The following is an 18011-nucleotide window of genomic DNA, read 5'->3' on the forward strand; positions in this document are numbered from 1 at the left end:
GTCTCGCCTAAATATAAAAATACAAAAACATCGGAGGAAACGAAACTATGAAAACAGTAATCGAAATCGAAGCAATGGAAGGCAAGCAAATTAATTACGACAACATTCAACGTCAAATGTACGCATTAAACGAGCAATACGGCAATGATATTACGGTTAAATTCTCGGCGGACGGTACGCACACGGTCGAGGTTAATAAGTAATAGCGAAACTGGGGCGAAGTCTTTACGGACTTTTGCTCGCCCTTTTTTGTACCAAAATAACGATAAATAAAACGATAATCGAAGGAGAGACGGAAAATGAAAACAACAACAACGAAGGCAACTAGAGGGAAAGCACCCGACGTACATAAACAACTACCCGAAATTATTGCGCAGGCTCGTGAAAAGTATGGCGAGAATGGCTATAACATCGAATACGATTACAGCACAGGCGAATGGAAAACACGTAAGAAGATTAAAAAGGGAGACGGCGGGCTGGACGAATATGAGAAGCGTCACAAGCTCGGAGTATATGGAATCGGGGAAAATAGCGTACTGTTTGGAGGTGGGCTAGAATGACGAAGACAAGAACTGAAACAATAGTAAGAAATACAGTAAGAGAATTCGATATAGCAAAGCTAGAGCCTATTAGCGTAGGGAAAATTAAAAGAAAGAATTCAATAGAAAGATACATCGCAACGCTATCCGATGGGACTCAACGTTACTTTAAACGGTGCAGGGGTGGTTGTGGAGAGTTACTTACATACGAATCATTCCCAAAACACATCCAAAAGAAAGACGGATACCAAAATGAGTGTGCAAAGTGCCGTTCCGAGTCCAGGCGCTATAAACGGGAAAAATTAGTAGAGCTGTTAAACCTAAACGAAAATCGTACTTGCTCTACATGTGGCGAAGAAAAGGAACTATCCGAATATAGCACCGATGGAGATGGATATCGTACAGAATGCCGAAACTGCCAATACAAATGTAACAAACTTCGAAATTATGCGAGAATTAGTCGAGATTTAGGGCTACATGTAAAGTTAGACGGCGAGGGAATCGAAGAGTATCGAAGGGTGATAATGAATGCAGCGTGTGTATTAACAGGAAGCTACGATAGAGTTACCAGTGACCACATTATCCCGACCTCATTAACGGGTGGCTCACATATTGGCAACTTAATCCCGATACGTCACGAATTAAATTCTTCCAAGGGATCGCTTCCATTCTTCTTATGGATTCGAACGAAAAATTTCCGAGATATGGTGAAGAGATACGGCATTACAAAAGAGCGTATTCACTTCTATAAATGGCTATCGGCTGAACTTAACTTCATGACAATCGACCAATATGAAAGGTATACCTTATGGGTTTGGAAGATGCAACAGGATGAATCCACGAAGCATATAACGGCAAATCCTACATTCAGCGAAGCGAGCGACCACACTACAGGACGTGTATACGGATTCTCACACGACGGACAAGTGTATTATCGACCAACAGTGATCGAAGAGGAAAGGGATGCAATATATGCGAAATGGGATGCCGAACAAATAGCGAAGTAATAATAAAAGCGGGGTCTTAGCGGACTTCGCTCTTTTTTTTATTTTTATATGAAATTATGCATATATAGTTATTTCGCATTTTGCGAAGCATTATAATTAAAAGGGATACCGAAAAGAAAGAGGAACAAAGATGAATTTAGAATCTATATTAGAAGAATTAAAACATAATAGAGTGGCGATAGTAGCAAAAAAAATTGGGATAAGTCACAAGAGGTTATCGAAGGCGCTTAGAGCAGCTGGTTACGATTATAAGCGTAATTTAGGTTGGCATTTTGCGGCAGCAGGTGAACCACCTTTGAAAGCGGATATCCGAGATTTCATATTAAATACTGATTATGTACAGGCGGAAACTACAAGCAATACTCTTACAGAAGATGAAGTAAATACATTACGAAAACTTATAAATGAATGGGGTACGCCTAACAACGTAGTTAATGAAATCTCACAACAAAAGGAGAAGGTTTCGAAATCTAGTGATTCTCAGAAGAATACAAGTCTGTTTCATTCGTTGTATATGCGTATTAGAGAAAGTGGAGCGAAAGAAAAGGTTAGCAGGACGGTGAATCTCGACAAGGAGACATGTTCGCAATTAGGTACTTTCGAAGATGTGCATCGATTAAATCGTGATGATATTATAGAGGCTGCGCTTCGTGAGTTCTTTGAGAAGTATAAGGCGCAATAATTGTAAGGGAAAATGGGCGTAAGATTTTATAATCTGCGCCTTTTTTATATGAGTGGGTGCAGAAAGTTACACCGAGATTCGCATTTTAAGACGATTATAATTGAATTAACGTATTAGTGTGCGTCCAAATGCACTCTATGGCGTTTTGCGCAGAGTACGAGCGGTACGAAAAGTACTAGAAAGGCGCATGAATACAGGATTTCTTTTATAAGATTAGATATATTTTTACTTGTCATTGTGGAAGAGTTTGGGTATGATGGAATTAACGTAATAGACCGTTAAGTAAGAGCGGTATTATTAACCTTTAGAGCGAAAAATAACCATGCTATATGCGTGTAAACATTGATATTATCGCATTTTAATATGCGTTAAACTGACCGTATAATTCACAATTGATAATCCAAACGCAATCGCATCATGCGGATGTGGATCATCTTTCCGTACAGCGACGAATGCTGGTAAGCCAGAAGAGTGCTAAGTTTTTAGTTGAAATAGAGAAAGACCTTTTTAGCGATGGAGTGCAATCGTTAAGGAGGTCTTTTCTTTTACAGTAAAAAATCAAAAAGCCGCCTTCTAAATTTAGAAACGAGCCTTAAGATATTTGTATAACAAATTTTAAAATCTTAAACTAATTTATCTTTGCATAGATGCAAGTATCAGTTAGTTGTTTGCCGTCAGCTGAAACATCTTCATTACGTAATACCCCTTCAAGTTCAAAGCCTAGTTTTTCAGGAATCGCACGACTTTTCGTGTTATTAGATTCACATCGTATTTCAATCCTTCTAAATTTGAATAACTGAAATCCAAGGTTTGTTAACGCACGTACTGTTTCTGTTATGTATCCACTGCCACTAAATTGCGTGTTAACCCAGTATCCAATTTCACATTTAGAAACATTCCAATTAATTCGGTGAAGGCTAGCTGTTCCAATAAAATTATTCGTCTTCTTATGGTAGATAAGGTAGCGAAAGCTTTCTCTGTTCAAAAAATTTATATGGGCATTTCTCAGAAGAATTTCCGTTTCTTCAACAGTAGGAATGGACTGGAATAAAGACAACCATTGCTTTAATTCACGAATGGAATCTTTAATAGCTTCGTGTACTACATTCCCTTCACCATTTAGAAATCCCTTTTCACATATTGAAAACGAAATTGCTAGTTTATACAAAAAATAGCTGCTGAAGTAGCTTTAAGTTGGTCAAATCTTGCATGATTATTTATTTGAGCTTCTTTTAAAGTTCTCTTTTTTCCAGTTATAATTGAAGGGTAGAAAGAGGGGATATATGCTGGAAAATATTTTTGAATTTATATTGAAGTACGTTATAGGTCCTATTTTTAGATGTATAAGATACCTTGTGATAGATATTATAATAGAATGCATAATAGAAGGTGTAATAAACGGTATAAGGAAATTACGTGATAAGTGGCGAAAGTGGCGTGAAAGACGTTATTGGCGGTAATAGGTACATAAAAAATTGGCAGTAAAGATATAGAGGATAAAAAGCCTTAAGGGAGATGATTCATTCATTTCCCTTAAGGCTTTTTATAATGAAGTAGTAGCAACTCATCTATATTTAGAATCTGTACTCATGCCAATTGGTGACGGCATGACGGTTTCTAAAGTGAAGCAATAATTATTATCTTACAAAAGTGTAATGTTCATGTCATGTTTTTGAATTTCTTCTTTAAGCTTTGGGCTTTAAGATAACAATATAAGAAAAAACATATGAGGTGAAGGAAATGAAAAGATATATTGCACTGTTTAGTATTTTAGTTGTATTCGCAAGCCTTTTAGTTGGTTGTGATATTAACCGTATGGGGAAAGATCAGTACTATGTTCAAATCACAGCTGATGGAATTGAAAAAAATGAGAAGTCTGATAGCGGAGAGCCATACAAATATTTTGAGTATAAATTAAAAGGATTCGATAAAGACGGAAAAGAAAAAGAAATAGAATTCACAGCTCATAAAAATCTCCGTAAAGATGCATTCCTACGTGTATATCACTCAGATAAAAAAGGTGTAACAGCTTGGGAAGAAGTGAAAAAAGATGAACTTCCAGCGAAAGTGAAAGAAAAATTAGGTACAAAATAAGAAAGAAAAAAGGAATTGACGAACAGGGTCAATTCCTTTTTATATTTTCAAAATCATCTTCTGAAATGACTGTAAATCCATGTCTTTTGAATAAGGCAGTTGTTACCCCGTAACCAGTTTGTTTATTCCCGTTAAATTCTCCTGTATAAATTGTGGAACTACCACAAGAGGGACTGCGTTCTTTTAAAATAATATATTCTGGGCGCAAATCTTTCATTTGTTCTAATGCTTTATAAGCACCATTTACAAAAGCTTCCGTGACATCTTCACCGTCTTTTGTCATCACTTTCGCTTTTCCATCCAAAACGTCATCGCCATTCCCGCCAATAATTTCAGCTGAGGGACGAGGCGTTGGCAATCCTCCTAATACTTCGGGGCAAATGAGGAGTGTCTCTTCTTGTTGCAGCAAATCCCCTATTTTTGAAACGAGATTGTCATTTCCATCATACCGACAAGCGATACCACCTAAACAAGCGCTAATTACGATCATATTTTCATCTCCATTAAAAAAATATTAAATAGCACGCCAAATTCCCTTCCTGCCTCTTACTTATAAATGAGGTGATAAAAATGGGAAGCTTATATACTTTAATGAAACCATATAGTGAATTTCGAAGTAAAGAAGAGTTTAATACATATCAAAAAAAAGTTTTGAAACATTATCGATTTCAATTAAATAAAACGGATGCTACCATCATTCATTTTTTAGGGAAGTATGCAGTAAATGAGAAACAAAAAACAGTGGGGGTTGCTTGTCCGTTAATGGAGACGATTGCGACGAATGTTGGAAAAAGTATTCGTACAGTACGCCGCTCCATTGCAAAGTTAGAGGAACTAGGAATTATAAAGCGTGTTGCAACGAAAGAAAGACATAAACGCGGCGGGTATAGTGCGAACTTATATGTATTTCTTATATCTGCAATTGACCGCATGGATGACCGTATGAAATTGTCCGCATGTGAAAGTGAGAATGATGCAGCTGGCTGTAGTGGAATGGGGGAAAAATATGAGGGGGAAACAATTCTTTCTAAAAACATTCCACAAATAAAAGAGAATAGAAAAGGAACGTACGAGCTTGATGAGACGTATTGCCGTCATGATATACCGAAGCCTTTTATATATGCACTTCTGCCGATGACGAGTAATCCGAAGAAGATTAATATATTTTGGAGTAAGGTGGAGCTTGCTTATAAAAAGAGCGGATTATTAGAGCAAGGTGTTTTACTGGAGCAAATATTAGCTGATGAAGAAGTGTATGGAAATTTCATTTGGCGCGTAAAAAGTGTTGTGAGAGCGTATAAATACGGAGAAATCCGTAAAAATGTTAAGGCTCTTTTATATAGTACAGTGCGAGATTTATTTTTAGAGGTTGGATTAGAATGGGGAGCAGCTGTGAGAAGAAGTAAGGGGATACCGTTATTTGATCCGTTTAAAAAGGAGCCATGCGTAAATGCATGACTCCAAGTAGTTAATCAAACTTTCTTACAACTGGAACACGAATCGCTACAAATAGTACAAAGACGATAACGGCGATTGCACCACTTTTCATAACGGTTACGATTGGAATTCCTATTGCAAGCGCGATAGATGTGAATGCATAAGAGAGCGGGATAAAGCCCATTGATGATAGCATAAGTAAACTCATTACACGTCCCATCATTTCTTCTTTCACTGTCGATTGAATCATCGCCATAAGCGGAACGATAGCCATTGCGATTGTAATACCGTAAAACATGCCAGCTAATAATGCTTGCCAAAGTACGGTGCTAAAGTTGATGGATAAGAAGAATACGCCAGACAGTAGCATCATGATAATGCAAAATAGACCGCGTCTACGATTAATATTTTTTAAACCGACAATGACTGCGCCTATTGCCATTCCGCCTCCTACAGATGCTTCTAAGTAACTGAATTGAAGCGAGTCACCGTGTAGAACATTTTTAATGAAAAGCGGGAAACCGACTTGCATCGGACCGATTAAAAATAAGTTTAGAAAGGCGCTACAAATAAGGAAAGTTGAAAGGAATGGGGATTCCTTTACATATAAAATTCCTTCTTTAATAGAAGTGAACATGCTTTTGTCTGTATTTTGCTGCTCTGGCATCGTAAATTGTATTTTTTGAACGAGTATGGCTGCGACAATGAGTAATAAAATTGTAATCGAGAAAATCGTTTCATAGTTCGTAAATTTGATAAGAATGCCGCCAAGTACAGGACCTAAGATGACCGATGCTTGGTTTGTCATTTGTGTAAGTGAGTTTGCTTGTGTTAAACGGCTTTTTTCTACAAGTTCAGGCAAGATAGATCCATCAGCCGACCAGAAAAAAGCATCAGCAAGTCCAAAGAATAAAGCGAATAAAGCAAATGTATATAGTGTTACATCACCTAAGATAAACCATGTAAGGATAGTTGCGACGAGAATAGCACGAACAATATTAGAATAAAACATAATGTTTTTTTTCGGGAATTTATCAGCTACAGCGCCGCCGATAATCATAAAAATAAGCCTTGGAACACTAAGAGCTACGAAAACAACACCGAGTGATGCCTCAAGGTTTAATGTTTTTGCTATGTACCACGTTTGTGAAAAAGTAAAAAAGGCTAAAGCGAAACTTGAAAAAAGAGTAGCTGCCCAAAGAAAAAGGAAATTCGTATTTTTTAATAACGGTTTTCCGCTTCCTTCTAAAGCAGATTTATTTTGTTGTAGTTCCTCCATATTGCTTCCTTTCTATGCGACAAATTTAAACTAAAAAACTTGTTAACAATCACTTTATCCCGCGTTAACGGGCAGTAAAACTCCTACCTCAAAATTTGGCTCGAGCAAAGAAGTTAGGTGGGAGACTAACTGCCCGTAAACGTCCGATTGGTTCAACTAATACTCAGTGGTGGGGGATGAATACCCCCCCACCACTGAGTATAGTTTCACTTTATACAGTTTCTAATATTTCTATACTGCACTTTCTCATTGTAGACAATTATGTTGGATTTGCACAGTGGCTATTTAACGACAAAAAAGAAGATACCATTTGGTATCTTCTTTTTTGTCGTTTAGGCTAATGCAATATAAATATCTAATTGTACGTTAGCTGGATCTAACGCTCTTTCATCATAAAGCTCAAAGTCTGTTGTAAAAGCACGTTTGTTTTCCTTTGACCATTTCCAAATATATTCCCAAGCCTCGCAAACGACTTCAGCAATTGGTCCCTTTCTCGTTGTAAATACCGCATACGTAGCGGCAGGTATTGTTAAAGTTGTCATATTTGCAGGAACGTCTTCTAATGAAGAAACAGGCATGCCAATTGTGTATTTATATGTACCCGTTTCATCTGATTCGTAATTTGAGTAGAAAGCGAATGTTTCTTTCGTTTGTTGATTTGGAATGTGATGCATGATTTGTTCTTGGAAGTACCGGTTCCAAAGCCCGGGAATTTTCCCTTCAGTAGATGCCTCTTTTTCGTTGGTCGTCGTAATCGAAATGCCGATTGCTTGGAAAGCTTCTTTTTTTACGATGATAGGTTCTTTCATTTTAAAATATCCCCCTTATTATATAGAACATTTGTTCTTATTTAATATAACATATTTTTACATATAACGGTTACTATTTTTAAAAAATTTCAATGATACATAACAAACTGGAATAAGTAAAAAATGGTAAATTTATCATTGTATGTATAAATAGATTATGGAGTATGTTAAGATTTTTATGTATCCTTAAACTGTTATATAAACCTATATCATAGGGGCTTTTTACTATAAGTAAAAAGTGGTAGAGGTTTATATGAGTATCCGATATATATACTATTTTTGATAAATTAAAATAGTAATATTCTATGAGATTTATATTGTTGAAATAACGATTTCAACGATAGATTTTCATAGGACGGATTGTTGCGAGTGGATATATATTGTTATGTTTTCGTCTATAAGTAGACGGATAGCAAATATATAGGAAGGAGAAAGGTACAAGATATGAAGAAATCGTTGAAGTGTTTTAATGTCGTAACAATAATCGCACTTCTCCTATCCATCACCTTGCCTTCACCTAGTGCTTTTGCAGAGATGCATAAGAAGAGCTGGGATGAGTTACAAGGAAATGATGTAAGAATTAAGGCAGAGCAAGTAAATGCTGAAATATATAGGGGAGAAGTAGCTGAGAGGGAGCACGTATTTCAATATACGATTGAAAATACGGGAGATACACCAATTCAAGAATTGGTGCTTAAACAAAGTAATGAAAATGAAATTACGTTCCTCTCGCAATCTGTGAAAGTAAACGGAGAGAAGTTACCTGAAAATAAAGTGGCTGATTTCTATGTAGAAGAAAAAGATAAGGGAGGAAAGCTTCTTTCTTCTAATCTTAAAATTCGAGATTTAAAATCACATGAAAAAATGACGGTGTTAATAAAAGGTAGTCGCACGCAGCATTTTAATAAAGAGTACAAACAAAAGATTAGTGTGCAAAAAGATCAAGTACAAATAGGGAGCATGTCCGTTGATGTTGAAGGGATTCCCTCTGAAGAAAAAGTAGAAGCTAATGCTGATGATGAGCCTGACAGTAGTAAGAAAGAAGTAGGTCCATCAGCTGATAGTACAACTAAAAAAGTTGATGAAAAGCTAAAAGTATCTGCAGAAGATAAAAATAAATCTACATTAAAAACAGAACTGCCAAAACAACCAGTAACTGAAGCTGAGAAACAGCCAGAAAAAGAGGCAGCAAAGCAGAGTAATGCAGAAGTACAAGCTGCGTCAGAGAATGCTTCGAAGGTTCAAATCCAAGTAGGAGATAAGCAAGGGTTTGGAGATCCGCTGTATTCTACAATTGCTGCTGGTAATTTAGTACAGACTGGTAATGTAACACTTGGTTTGACAACTGATCATTATGGCAGACAAAGTATGGGGTATAAGACGAATAAAATGACTGTGGACGTTGATAACGATGATAGTACTTTTAATTCGTCAACAGGAGCTTTTCCTAATATTCCCGCTGGAAGTAAAGTGAAAAAGGCCTACCTATTTTGGACAGCAGCAATGGGGTTACCGGGAAATATTGCTGATAGAAAAGTTACCGAGGATCAAGTAAGGCAACCAGTCAAAATGAGAATGGGTAATAAAGAATATGCAGAGGTAAGTGCTGATAGCATACGAAAAGCGGATAGCTTACCTTTTATTTCTAATTACTCAGGTGCTGGTGCTGGTTATGTTGCATATGCGGATGTAACAAATGTAATTGCACAACAAGGAATTTCACAAACGTTGACAGTTGCGAATGTACCACAAATTAAAGATGTAACAGGTGGCGGCTATTACTGGGGCAATTGGAATCTTATATTAGTGTACGAAAACTATAAAGAAACCGTAAAAGATATGAAGATTTGGGAAGGGTTAGTTTCTCAAAAAAGCGCAGCTTGGACAGATATTAGTATTAATAAAATAAACACGCCAAAAGAAGGTGCTTTTAAGGCGAAATTTAGTTATTTTTCTTCACAAGGTGATCCAGCTGAGAAAGATGGATATGCATATGATTATGGAGAATACGATTTTGGCGCTGGATATATAAAAATAAAAAACATTAATGGTAAAGATAATGATGCAAATGATTCTTCTATGACAGAAGTGCAAGTAGACGGCACGAATGAATTTGTTACAAAAAAATATCCAGGATATAACCCGGATTGGACAAATTCATTCAGTACTGATATTCATACGTATCATCTTGAAGGACCGAATCAAGTAAAAAATGATTTAAAAGAAGCAAAAATGCGTTTTAGGGCAAATAGTGGCTATGGTGATATTTACGTATTAAACAATGCTACATTCGTTACAGAACATAATGCGCCAAACTTACAAGTAGATAAAAAGGCATTAGATAGTGCCGGAAAAGAAATTAAGGAAGTTAAAGCTGGCGAAGAGATTACGTACCAAATTGAAGTGAAAAATGATACGAAGAACAATCAAGCGCCGGTATCTAATGTAAAAGGATTTGATAAATTAGATGATCGATTAGAGTATGTCCCGGGATCAATTCAATATGTTACTGGTAGCAATACAGGACAAAAAACAGATGATACAAGCGATGATGAAGCAGAGTTTGTAAATAATCAAATTGATTTCCGTATTGGTGAAGGAGCAGATGCTAAAGACGGTGGTGTTTTAAAGCCTGGGGAAAGTGCCGTTCTTACATTTAAGGTGAAAGTGAAAGAATCTATAAAATTAAATACAACAGTAAAAAACGTCGTTGCTGTAAAGGGACAAGATAGTGCCGAGATAAAGTATGAGAGTGAAGACGATGCAAATGTTACGGTTACGATTCCAAAAGAGGTTCCTGGAGAAATAGAAGCGAGAAAAATAGCTTCTAATAAATCACCGAAGTTAGGTGATGAGGTAGAGTATCGTATTACATTTAAAAATAAAGTCAAAGATGGACGTCTAGATGTATTGACGATTGAAGACCAATTACCGAGTAGGCTTGAGTTTGTGAAAGACAGTTTGAAAGCTGAAGGTGTACAGCCAGAGCCAGTAGAACTGAAATTTGAAAATGGAAAAATCATTGCAAAGTATCCAGCAATTACGGATATGGAAGAAAGAAGTATTGTTTTTAAAACAAAAGTAAAAGAAACTGCAAAAATTGGTGAAGAAATTGTTAATAAAGCAATTGTTAGTGATAAAACAAATCCACCAAAGAATATAGAAGAAAAGATTACACCGCAGCATAAGGCTGGCAAGATTAATGCAAAGAAAAAAGCAACAAATAAGCATCCGAAGCTAGGAGAAGAATTTGAATATCAAATTAGCTTCAACAATACGGTGGAAAACGGAAAACTAGAGGCCGTTACAATAGAAGATGAAATTCCAGCTAACTTGGAATTTGTTCAAGGCAGTGAGAGAGCTGAAGGTGCTGGACCAAGTCCAGTAGAGTTAAAAGTAGAAAATGGTAAGGTAATCGCAAAATATCCAGAAATTACGGATACAAAAGAGCGAAGCATCATTTTTAAAGTGAAAGTAAAAGAAGAAGCAAAAGCAGGAGAAACAATTGTTAATAAAGCAGTTGTGAGCGATCCGAATGGTCAGTCTGAGCATCCAGAAGAAAAGGTTACGCCAGATTATAAAGACGGTAAAGTAGATGTAGATAAAAGTGTAACGAATCAAACACCAAAACTAGGAGAAGAAGTGGAGTACCGCATTACATTTCATAATACGGTAGAAAACGGAAAGCTAGAAAAGGTATTGGTAGAAGATACATTGCCTGCAGGTGTTGAATACGTGAAAGATAGTTTGAACGCTGAAGGCATCAAACCAGAGCCAGTAGAACTAAAAATGGAAAATGGCAAAGTAATTGCAAAGTATCCAGAAATTAAGGATACAGAAAAAAGAAGTATTGTTTTTAAAGTAAAAGTAAAAGATTCGGCAAAAGTAGGGGAGGCAATTGTAAATAAAGCAATTGCAAAAGATTCGACACATGATCCTGTGGATGCAAAAGTTGTTATTACACCGCAAAGTAAAAAAGGTGAAATTGCTGCTACAAAGGTAGTTAATAATGAAAAGCCAAAGCTAGGAGAAGAAATCGAATATCGAATTAGTTTTCATAATACGGTAGAGAATGGAAAACTAGCAGAGGTGCGAGTAGAAGATACGATCCCAAAAGGTCTTGAATATGTAGAAAATAGCATTAAGGCTGAAGGGGAAGCACCGGGTCCAGTAGAATTAACAGTTGAAGCTGGGGTAGTTAAAGTTAAGTATATCGATATTACGGATACGAAAGAAAGAAGTATTGTCTTTAAAGTAAAAGTGAAGGAAGAAGCAGAAGTAGGCAAAGAAATTGTTAATAAAGCAATTGTTGATGATACGAAACATCCGGCAATTGAGCCGGAAGAAAGAATTACCCCGCAATATAAAGAAGGGATAATTGATGCGGCTAAGATAGTAGATAATCCATCACCAAAACTAGGAGAAGAAGTGGAATACCGAATTAGCTTTAAGAATACGGTAGAAAACGGAAAACTAGAAAAGGTAAAAATAGAGGATACAATCCCTAACGGTTTAGAGTATGTAAAAGGTAGTGAAAAGGCGGAAGGCGATAAACCAGCTCCAGTAAAGTTACATGTGAAAGATGGAAAAGTTATTGCTGAATACGAAAATATTACAGATACGAAAGAAAGAAGTATCATCTTTAAAGTAAAGGTGAAAGAAGAAGCGGAAGTAGGCAAGGAAATCGTCAATCAGGCAATTGTTGATGATACGAAAGATTCGAAAAAGCCAGAAGCAAAAATTACGCCATTACACAAGGACGGAAAAATTAAAGCAAAGAAAAGCGTAAATAATGAAACACCGAAGTTAGGAGAAGAAGTAGAATACCGAATTAGCTTTAAAAATACGGTAAAGAACGGAAAACTAGCAGAGGTGAAAATAGAAGATACTTTACCAGAGGGCTTAGAGTATGTAGAAAATAGTTTGAAAGCAGAAGGTGCCGGACCAAATCCAGTAGAGTTGAAAATGGAAAATGGGAAGGTAATGGCAAAGTATCCAGAGATTACGGATATAGAAGAAAGAAGTATTACTTTTAAAGTAAAAGTAAAAGAAGAAGCAAAAGTCGGTGAGAAAATCGTCAATCAGGCAATTGTTGATGATACGGAACATGATCCAATTAACCCAAAAGCAGAAATTACTCCTCAGTATAAAGATGGGAAAATTGAAGCGGAAAAGGTTGTAAATAATCGATCACCGAAGTTAGAAGAAGTAGTAGAATACCGAATTAGCTTTAAGAATACGGTAGAGCATGGAAAGCTAGCGGAGGTAATAATAGAAGATGATTTACCAAATGGATTAGAGTACGTGAAAGGTAGTTTACAAGCGGAAGGTTCTAAGCCGGATCCGGTGGAATTGAAATTTGAAAACGGTAAGGTAATGGTGAAGTATCCAGAGATTACGGATACAAAAGAGAGAAGTATCACTTTTAAAGTGAAAGTAAAAGGTAACGTGAGCGATACAATTGTCAATGAAGCAATTGTGAGCGATACGAAACATCCGCCAGAGACACCGAAAGCAGAAATTATTCCGCAGCATAAAGACGGAAAACTTGAAGCGAAAAAAGTAGTAAATAATCTATTACCGAAGTTAGGAGAAGAAGTAGAATACCGAATTAGCTTTAAAAATACGGTAGAAAACGGAAAACTAGCAGAGGTAAAAATAGAAGATACTTTACCAGAAGGTTTAGAGTATGTAGAAAACAGTTTGAAAGCAGAAGGTGCCGGAACAGATTCAGTAGAACTGAAATTTGAAAACGGTAAGATAATGGCGAAGTATCCAGAGATTACGGATACAAAAGAGAGAAGTATCACCTTTAAAGTGAAAGTAAAAGATGAAGTGAAAATTGGTGGAAAAATCGTCAATAAAGCAATTATTGATGATACGAAAAAAGAGCCAGAAACACCGACGGCAGAAATTACACCGCAGCATAAAGATGGAAAACTTGAAGCGAAAAAAGTAGTAAATAATCCGTCGCCGAAGTTAGGGGAAGAAGTAGAATACCGAATTAGCTTTAAAAATACGGTAGAGAACGGAAAACTAGCAGAGGTGAGAATAGAAGATAATTTACCAAATGGCTTAGAGTATGTGAAAGATAGTGTGAAAGCAGAAGGATCTAAGCCAGGGCCGGTAGAACTGCAAGTAAAAGACGGAAAGGTAATCGCCAAATATCCAGAGATTACGGATAAAGAAGAAAGAAGTATCGTCTTTAAGGCGAAAGTAAAAGAAGATTTCAAAGTTGGAGAAGGAATTGTCAATAAAGTAGTTGTTGATGACACAAAAGATCCAACGACTTCAGAAGTAACGATTACCCCAGAATATAAAGACGGTAAGCTGAAAGCTGAGAAATTTGTAAATAATAAGAAGCCGAAATTAGGAGAAGAAGTAGAATACCGAATTAACTTTAAAAATACGGTAGAAAACGGAAAACTAGTAGAGGTTAAAGTAGAAGATGAAATTCCAGCTGGACTAGAGTATGTGGAGAACAGTTTACAAGCAGAAGGTTCTAAACCAAGTCCGGTAGAACTGAAATTTGAAAACGGCAAGGTAATGGCAAAGTACCCAGTAATTACAGATACAAAAGAAAGAAGTATTGTCTTTAAAGCGAAAGTAAAAGAAGAAGCAGAAATAGGCAAGGAAATCGTTAATAAGGCAATCGTAGTAGATACAAAAAATGAGCCAAAAGAACCTTATGTGGAAATTACGCCGCAATATAAAGATGGTAAAATTGCGGCGGAGAAAGTGGCGAATAATCATAAGCCAAAACTAGGAGAAGAAGTAGAATACCGAATTCGTTTTAAAAATACGGTAGAAAACGGGAAACTAACAGAGGTAAACATAAAGGATACATTACCAAAAGGTTTAGAGTATGTAGAAGGCAGCATCACGGCAGAAGGTTCTAAACCGAAACCAGTAGAACTTAAAGTTGAGAATGGAAAAGTAACAGCAAAGTATCCAGCAATTACAGATACAGAGGAAAGAAGCATTGTCTTTAAAGCGAAGGTAAAAGAAAGCGTAAAAGCGGGAGAAGAAATCGTAAATGAGGCGATTGTAGATGATACAAAAAATGTACCAGAAGAGCCTTATGTACCGATTACACCGCAATATAAAGACGGAAAAATTGAGGCAAGAAAAGAAGTAAGTAATTACGAACCGAAGCTAGGCGAGGAAATCGAATATCGAATTATTTTTAATAATACGGTGAAGGATGGAAAGCTAGCAGAGGTGAAGATAGAAGATGAAATTCCAGCTGGCTTAGAGTTTGTACAAGGAAGCGAAAAGGCAGAAGGTGCAGAGCAAAAACCTGTGGAGTTGAAGGTAGAAAATGGTAAGGTAATTGCAACGTATGCAGAGATTATGGATACGGAAGAAAGAAGTATTGTCTTTAAAGTAAAGGTGAAAGAATCAGTTACAATAGGAAAGGCTATTACAAATAAAGCAATTATTCATGTGGATGATCCGAACCATCCTATAATTGAACCAACCACAAAAATTACACCGCAACATAAAGAAGGTAAGATTGCTGCTCATAAAAAGGTAAATAATGATAAACCGAAGCTAGGAGAAGAAATCGAATACCGCATTTCATTTAGTAATACGGTGAAAGATGGAAAGCTGGCAGAGGTGAAGATAGAAGATGAAATTCCTTCTGGTTTAGAATATGTGAAAGATAGTCTAAAAGCAGAAGGTGATGAGCCGGCGCCAGTAGAGTTGAAAGAAGAAGCTGGTAAGGTTACCGCGAAGTATGAAAATATTACTGACACGAAAGAAAGAAGTATTATCTTTAAAGTGAAGGTGAAAGATTCAGTTGAAGTGGACAAAGCAATTGTAAATAAAGCAATTGTTGATGATACAAAAAATCCACCAGAGCGACCAGAAGTAGATATTACACCGCAACATAAAGACGGTAAAGTTAAAGCCGATAAAAAGGTAAGTAAAAAGGATCCAAAGCTAGGAGAAGAAGTAGAGTATCAAATTCGTTTTAAAAATACGGTAGAAAACGGAAAGCTAGCAGAGGTGAAAATTGAGGATCAATTACCAACTGGTTTAGAGTATGTGAAGGATAGTTTAAAATCAGAAGGTAATGAACCAAATCCAGTAGAGTTAAAAGAAGAAGCTGGGAAAATTACAGCGAAGTATGAGAATATCACTGATACAGCTGAGCGTAGTATTATCTTTAAAGTGAAAGTAACGGAAGTAGCAAAAGTCGGTAAGAAAATTGTGAATACGGCAATTGTGGATGATGATAATCCGAAGAATCCTCCGCAAAAACCAGAAGCAATTATTACGCCGGAGTATAAAGATGGAAAACTAAAAGCTGAGAAAACAGTAAATAATCCAGCTCCAAAATTAGGAGAAGAAGTAGAGTATCGAATTACTTTCCGTAACGTAGTAGAGTATGGAAAAGTAGCGAAGGTGAAGATTAAGGATGAATTACCAACGGGCTTAGAGTTTGTAGAAGGTAGTGAAAGAGCCGAGGGAGAGAATCCGAAACCGTTGTATGTGAAAGTGAAAAATGGAATCGTCCTTGCGGAATATCCAGAAATTACGGATACGAAAGAAAGAAGTATCGTCTTTAAAGTGAAAGTGAAAGAAAAAGCTAAAGTAGGCGAAGAGATTGTGAACAAGGCGATTGTGGAAGATACAATAAATCCACCAGAGCAACCGAATATCTCTATTCAGCCTCAATATAAAGATGGTGCATTACAAGCAGAAAAAACAGTAAGTAATCATGAACCGAAGTTAGGAGAAGAAGTAGAATATCGAATTAGCTTTGAAAATACGGTAGAAAACGGTAAAGTAGCCGAGGTAAAGGTAGAAGATGAAATTCCAGCCGGTTTAGAATACGTACAAGATAGTATAAAGTCTGATGGGCCGGAACCACATCCAGTGGAACTTAAAGTAGAGAATGGAAAAGTAACAGCAAAGTATTCAGAAATTACGGATACGAAAAAAAGAAGTATCATCTTTAAAGTGAGAGTACAAGAGACGGTACAAGTAGGAAAAGAGATTGTAAACAAGGCGATTGTTGATGATAATAATCCGACGACTCCGCCAGTTGAGTCACTTATACCAATCACACCGCAATATAAAGATGGGAAACTAGAGGCAAGGAAAGAAGTAAGTAATCATGAACCGAAGCTAGGAGAAGAAATTGAATATCGAATTACTTTTAACGGCACAGTAGATGGCGGGAAGTTAGTTGATGTGAAAATTGAAGATGAAATTCCAGCCGGTTTAGAATATGTGAAAGATAGTCTAGAGGCTATAGGTGATAAGCCTGTACCAACAGAGCTTAAAGTAGAGAATGGAAAAGTAACAGCGAAGTATCCAGACATCATGGATACGAAAGAAAGAAGTATCATCTTTAAAGTAAAGGTAAAAGAAATAGTAAAAGTTGGAGGGGAAATAACAAATAAAGCGATTATTCATGTGGATGATCCGAACCATCTAGTTATAGAACCGACAGCGACAATAAAGCCAGAATATAAAGATGGTCAGTTAAAAGCAACGAAGACAGTAAGTAATAAAGAACCGAAGCTAGGAGAAGAAGTAGAATACCGAATTAGCTTTAAAAATATGGTAGAAAACGGTAAAGTAGCCGAGGTAAAGGTAGAAGATGAAATTCCAGCTGGTTTAGAATACGTGCAAGATAGTCTTAGATTTGAAGGTGCTGAGCCAAATCCAGTAGAGTTAAAAGTGGAGTTTGGAAAAGTAATCGTGAAATATCTAGACATTGTGGATATGAAAGAACGTAGTATTGTTTTTAAAGCGAAGGTAAAAGAAGCACCAAGTAAAGGGATAACAAATAGAGCGGTAGTGGATGATGGAATAAATCCGCCACTTGAGCCTACAATTACAATTTTACCGAAAACAAAAGAAGATTTTAAGATACCGGAAGAACCAGAAGTGAAACCGGAAGATCCGAAAGAACCAGAGGTGAAACCGGAAGATCCGAAAGAACCAGAAGTGAAACCGGAAGATCCGAAAGAACCAGAAGTGAAACCAGAGGATCCGAAAGAACCAGAAGTAAAACCGGAAGATCCGAAAGAACCAGAAGTGAAACCAGAGGATCCGAAAGAACCAGAAGTGAAGCCGGAAGATCCGAAAGAACCAGAAGTGAAACCGGAAGATCCGAAAGAACCAGAAGTGAAACCAGAGGATCCG

The 18011-nt window shown here is 36.7% G+C and carries 10 protein-coding genes and 3 pseudogenes; 9 read left to right on the plus strand and 4 right to left on the minus strand.

Annotated elements, in window-relative coordinates:
* Positions 1 to 47 precede the first annotated feature (47 nt).
* From BAQ46_RS30685 to BAQ46_RS30100, 5 genes and pseudogenes are all read left to right on the plus strand, one after another.
* Complete coding sequence (locus tag BAQ46_RS30685) at positions 48 to 203, plus strand: hypothetical protein (RefSeq protein WP_169823864.1); 156 nt, start codon at positions 48 to 50, stop codon at positions 201 to 203.
* A 96-nt stretch (positions 204 to 299) separates the two neighbouring features.
* Positions 300 to 560, plus strand: coding sequence for a hypothetical protein (locus BAQ46_RS16330; protein WP_071742177.1), 261 nt, complete (start codon positions 300 to 302; stop codon positions 558 to 560).
* Positions 557 to 1546 carry a hypothetical protein gene (locus BAQ46_RS16335; RefSeq protein WP_071742178.1) on the plus strand — a complete coding sequence of 330 codons (990 nt, stop codon included), beginning with the start codon at positions 557 to 559 and terminating at the stop codon, positions 1544 to 1546. Before BAQ46_RS16330 ends, BAQ46_RS16335 begins: the two co-directional genes overlap by 4 nt.
* A 130-nt stretch (positions 1547 to 1676) precedes the next feature.
* Positions 1677 to 2228 carry a CopG family transcriptional regulator gene (locus tag BAQ46_RS16340; RefSeq protein ID WP_071742179.1) on the plus strand — a complete coding sequence of 184 codons (552 nt, stop codon included), beginning with the start codon at positions 1677 to 1679 and terminating at the stop codon, positions 2226 to 2228.
* Positions 2229 to 2613: 385 nt separating this feature from the next.
* Positions 2614 to 2706: pseudogene (locus tag BAQ46_RS30100) on the plus strand (iron-sulfur cluster assembly accessory protein); the annotation flags it as partial.
* A gap of 150 nt (positions 2707 to 2856) precedes the next feature.
* On the opposite strand, the pseudogene BAQ46_RS16345 reads toward BAQ46_RS30100, so the two are convergent.
* Positions 2857 to 3345, minus strand: a pseudogene (locus BAQ46_RS16345) (GNAT family N-acetyltransferase); the annotation flags it as partial.
* Positions 3346 to 3772: 427 nt separating this feature from the next.
* On the opposite strand from BAQ46_RS16345, the pseudogene BAQ46_RS31550 reads away from it, so the two are divergent.
* Positions 3773 to 3862, plus strand: a pseudogene (locus BAQ46_RS31550) (methyltransferase); the annotation flags it as partial.
* A 106-nt stretch (positions 3863 to 3968) separates the two neighbouring features.
* Positions 3969 to 4322 carry a YxeA family protein gene (locus BAQ46_RS16350; RefSeq protein WP_000833136.1) on the plus strand — a complete coding sequence of 118 codons (354 nt, stop codon included), beginning with the start codon at positions 3969 to 3971 and terminating at the stop codon, positions 4320 to 4322.
* A gap of 28 nt (positions 4323 to 4350) precedes the next feature.
* Here BAQ46_RS16350 and BAQ46_RS16355 read toward each other — a convergent pair whose 3' ends face one another.
* On the minus strand, positions 4351 to 4812 hold the full coding sequence (locus tag BAQ46_RS16355; protein ID WP_000635515.1) for a 2-thiouracil desulfurase family protein: 462 nt from the start codon (positions 4810 to 4812) through the stop codon (positions 4351 to 4353).
* 80 nt (positions 4813 to 4892) lie between these two features.
* Here BAQ46_RS16355 and BAQ46_RS16360 point away from each other — a divergent pair, with 80 nt between their 5' ends.
* Positions 4893 to 5780: a helix-turn-helix domain-containing protein gene (locus BAQ46_RS16360; RefSeq protein WP_071742181.1), complete on the plus strand. Its 888-nt coding sequence runs from the start codon at positions 4893 to 4895 to the stop codon at positions 5778 to 5780.
* A 10-nt stretch (positions 5781 to 5790) separates the two neighbouring features.
* Here the strand turns inward: BAQ46_RS16360 and BAQ46_RS16365 are convergent, their stop codons facing one another.
* Both BAQ46_RS16365 and BAQ46_RS16370 read right to left on the minus strand, forming a co-directional pair.
* Complete coding sequence (locus tag BAQ46_RS16365; RefSeq protein ID WP_071742182.1) at positions 5791 to 7038, minus strand: MFS transporter; 1248 nt, start codon at positions 7036 to 7038, stop codon at positions 5791 to 5793.
* A 332-nt stretch (positions 7039 to 7370) separates the two neighbouring features.
* Positions 7371 to 7847 carry a GyrI-like domain-containing protein gene (locus BAQ46_RS16370; protein WP_071742183.1) on the minus strand — a complete coding sequence of 159 codons (477 nt, stop codon included), beginning with the start codon at positions 7845 to 7847 and terminating at the stop codon, positions 7371 to 7373.
* Positions 7848 to 8291: 444 nt separating this feature from the next.
* On the opposite strand from BAQ46_RS16370, the gene BAQ46_RS16375 reads away from it, so the two are divergent.
* Positions 8292 to 18011 (plus strand): isopeptide-forming domain-containing fimbrial protein (locus BAQ46_RS16375; RefSeq protein ID WP_071742184.1); only part of this gene is annotated, 9720 nt, incomplete at its 3' end.

Origin of the sequence: Bacillus paranthracis (genome assembly GCF_001883995.1) — a bacterium.
GTDB lineage: Bacteria > Bacillota > Bacilli > Bacillales > Bacillaceae_G > Bacillus_A > Bacillus_A paranthracis.

Bases quoted from the DNA above. Each gene is read 5' to 3' on its own strand.
- BAQ46_RS30685 (WP_169823864.1), top strand. From the start codon at position 48: ATGAAAACAGTAATCGAAATCGAAGCAATGGAAGGCAAGCAAATTAAT.
- BAQ46_RS16355 (WP_000635515.1), bottom strand. From the start codon at position 4,812: ATGATCGTAATTAGCGCTTGTTTAGGTGGTATCGCTTGTCGGTATGAT.
- BAQ46_RS16370 (WP_071742183.1), bottom strand. From the start codon at position 7,847: ATGAAAGAACCTATCATCGTAAAAAAAGAAGCTTTCCAAGCAATCGGC.
- BAQ46_RS16330 (WP_071742177.1), top strand. From the start codon at position 300: ATGAAAACAACAACAACGAAGGCAACTAGAGGGAAAGCACCCGACGTA.
- BAQ46_RS16350 (WP_000833136.1), top strand. From the start codon at position 3,969: ATGAAAAGATATATTGCACTGTTTAGTATTTTAGTTGTATTCGCAAGC.
- BAQ46_RS16365 (WP_071742182.1), bottom strand. From the start codon at position 7,038: ATGGAGGAACTACAACAAAATAAATCTGCTTTAGAAGGAAGCGGAAAA.
- BAQ46_RS16335 (WP_071742178.1), top strand. From the start codon at position 557: ATGACGAAGACAAGAACTGAAACAATAGTAAGAAATACAGTAAGAGAA.
- BAQ46_RS16340 (WP_071742179.1), top strand. From the start codon at position 1,677: ATGAATTTAGAATCTATATTAGAAGAATTAAAACATAATAGAGTGGCG.
- BAQ46_RS16360 (WP_071742181.1), top strand. From the start codon at position 4,893: ATGGGAAGCTTATATACTTTAATGAAACCATATAGTGAATTTCGAAGT.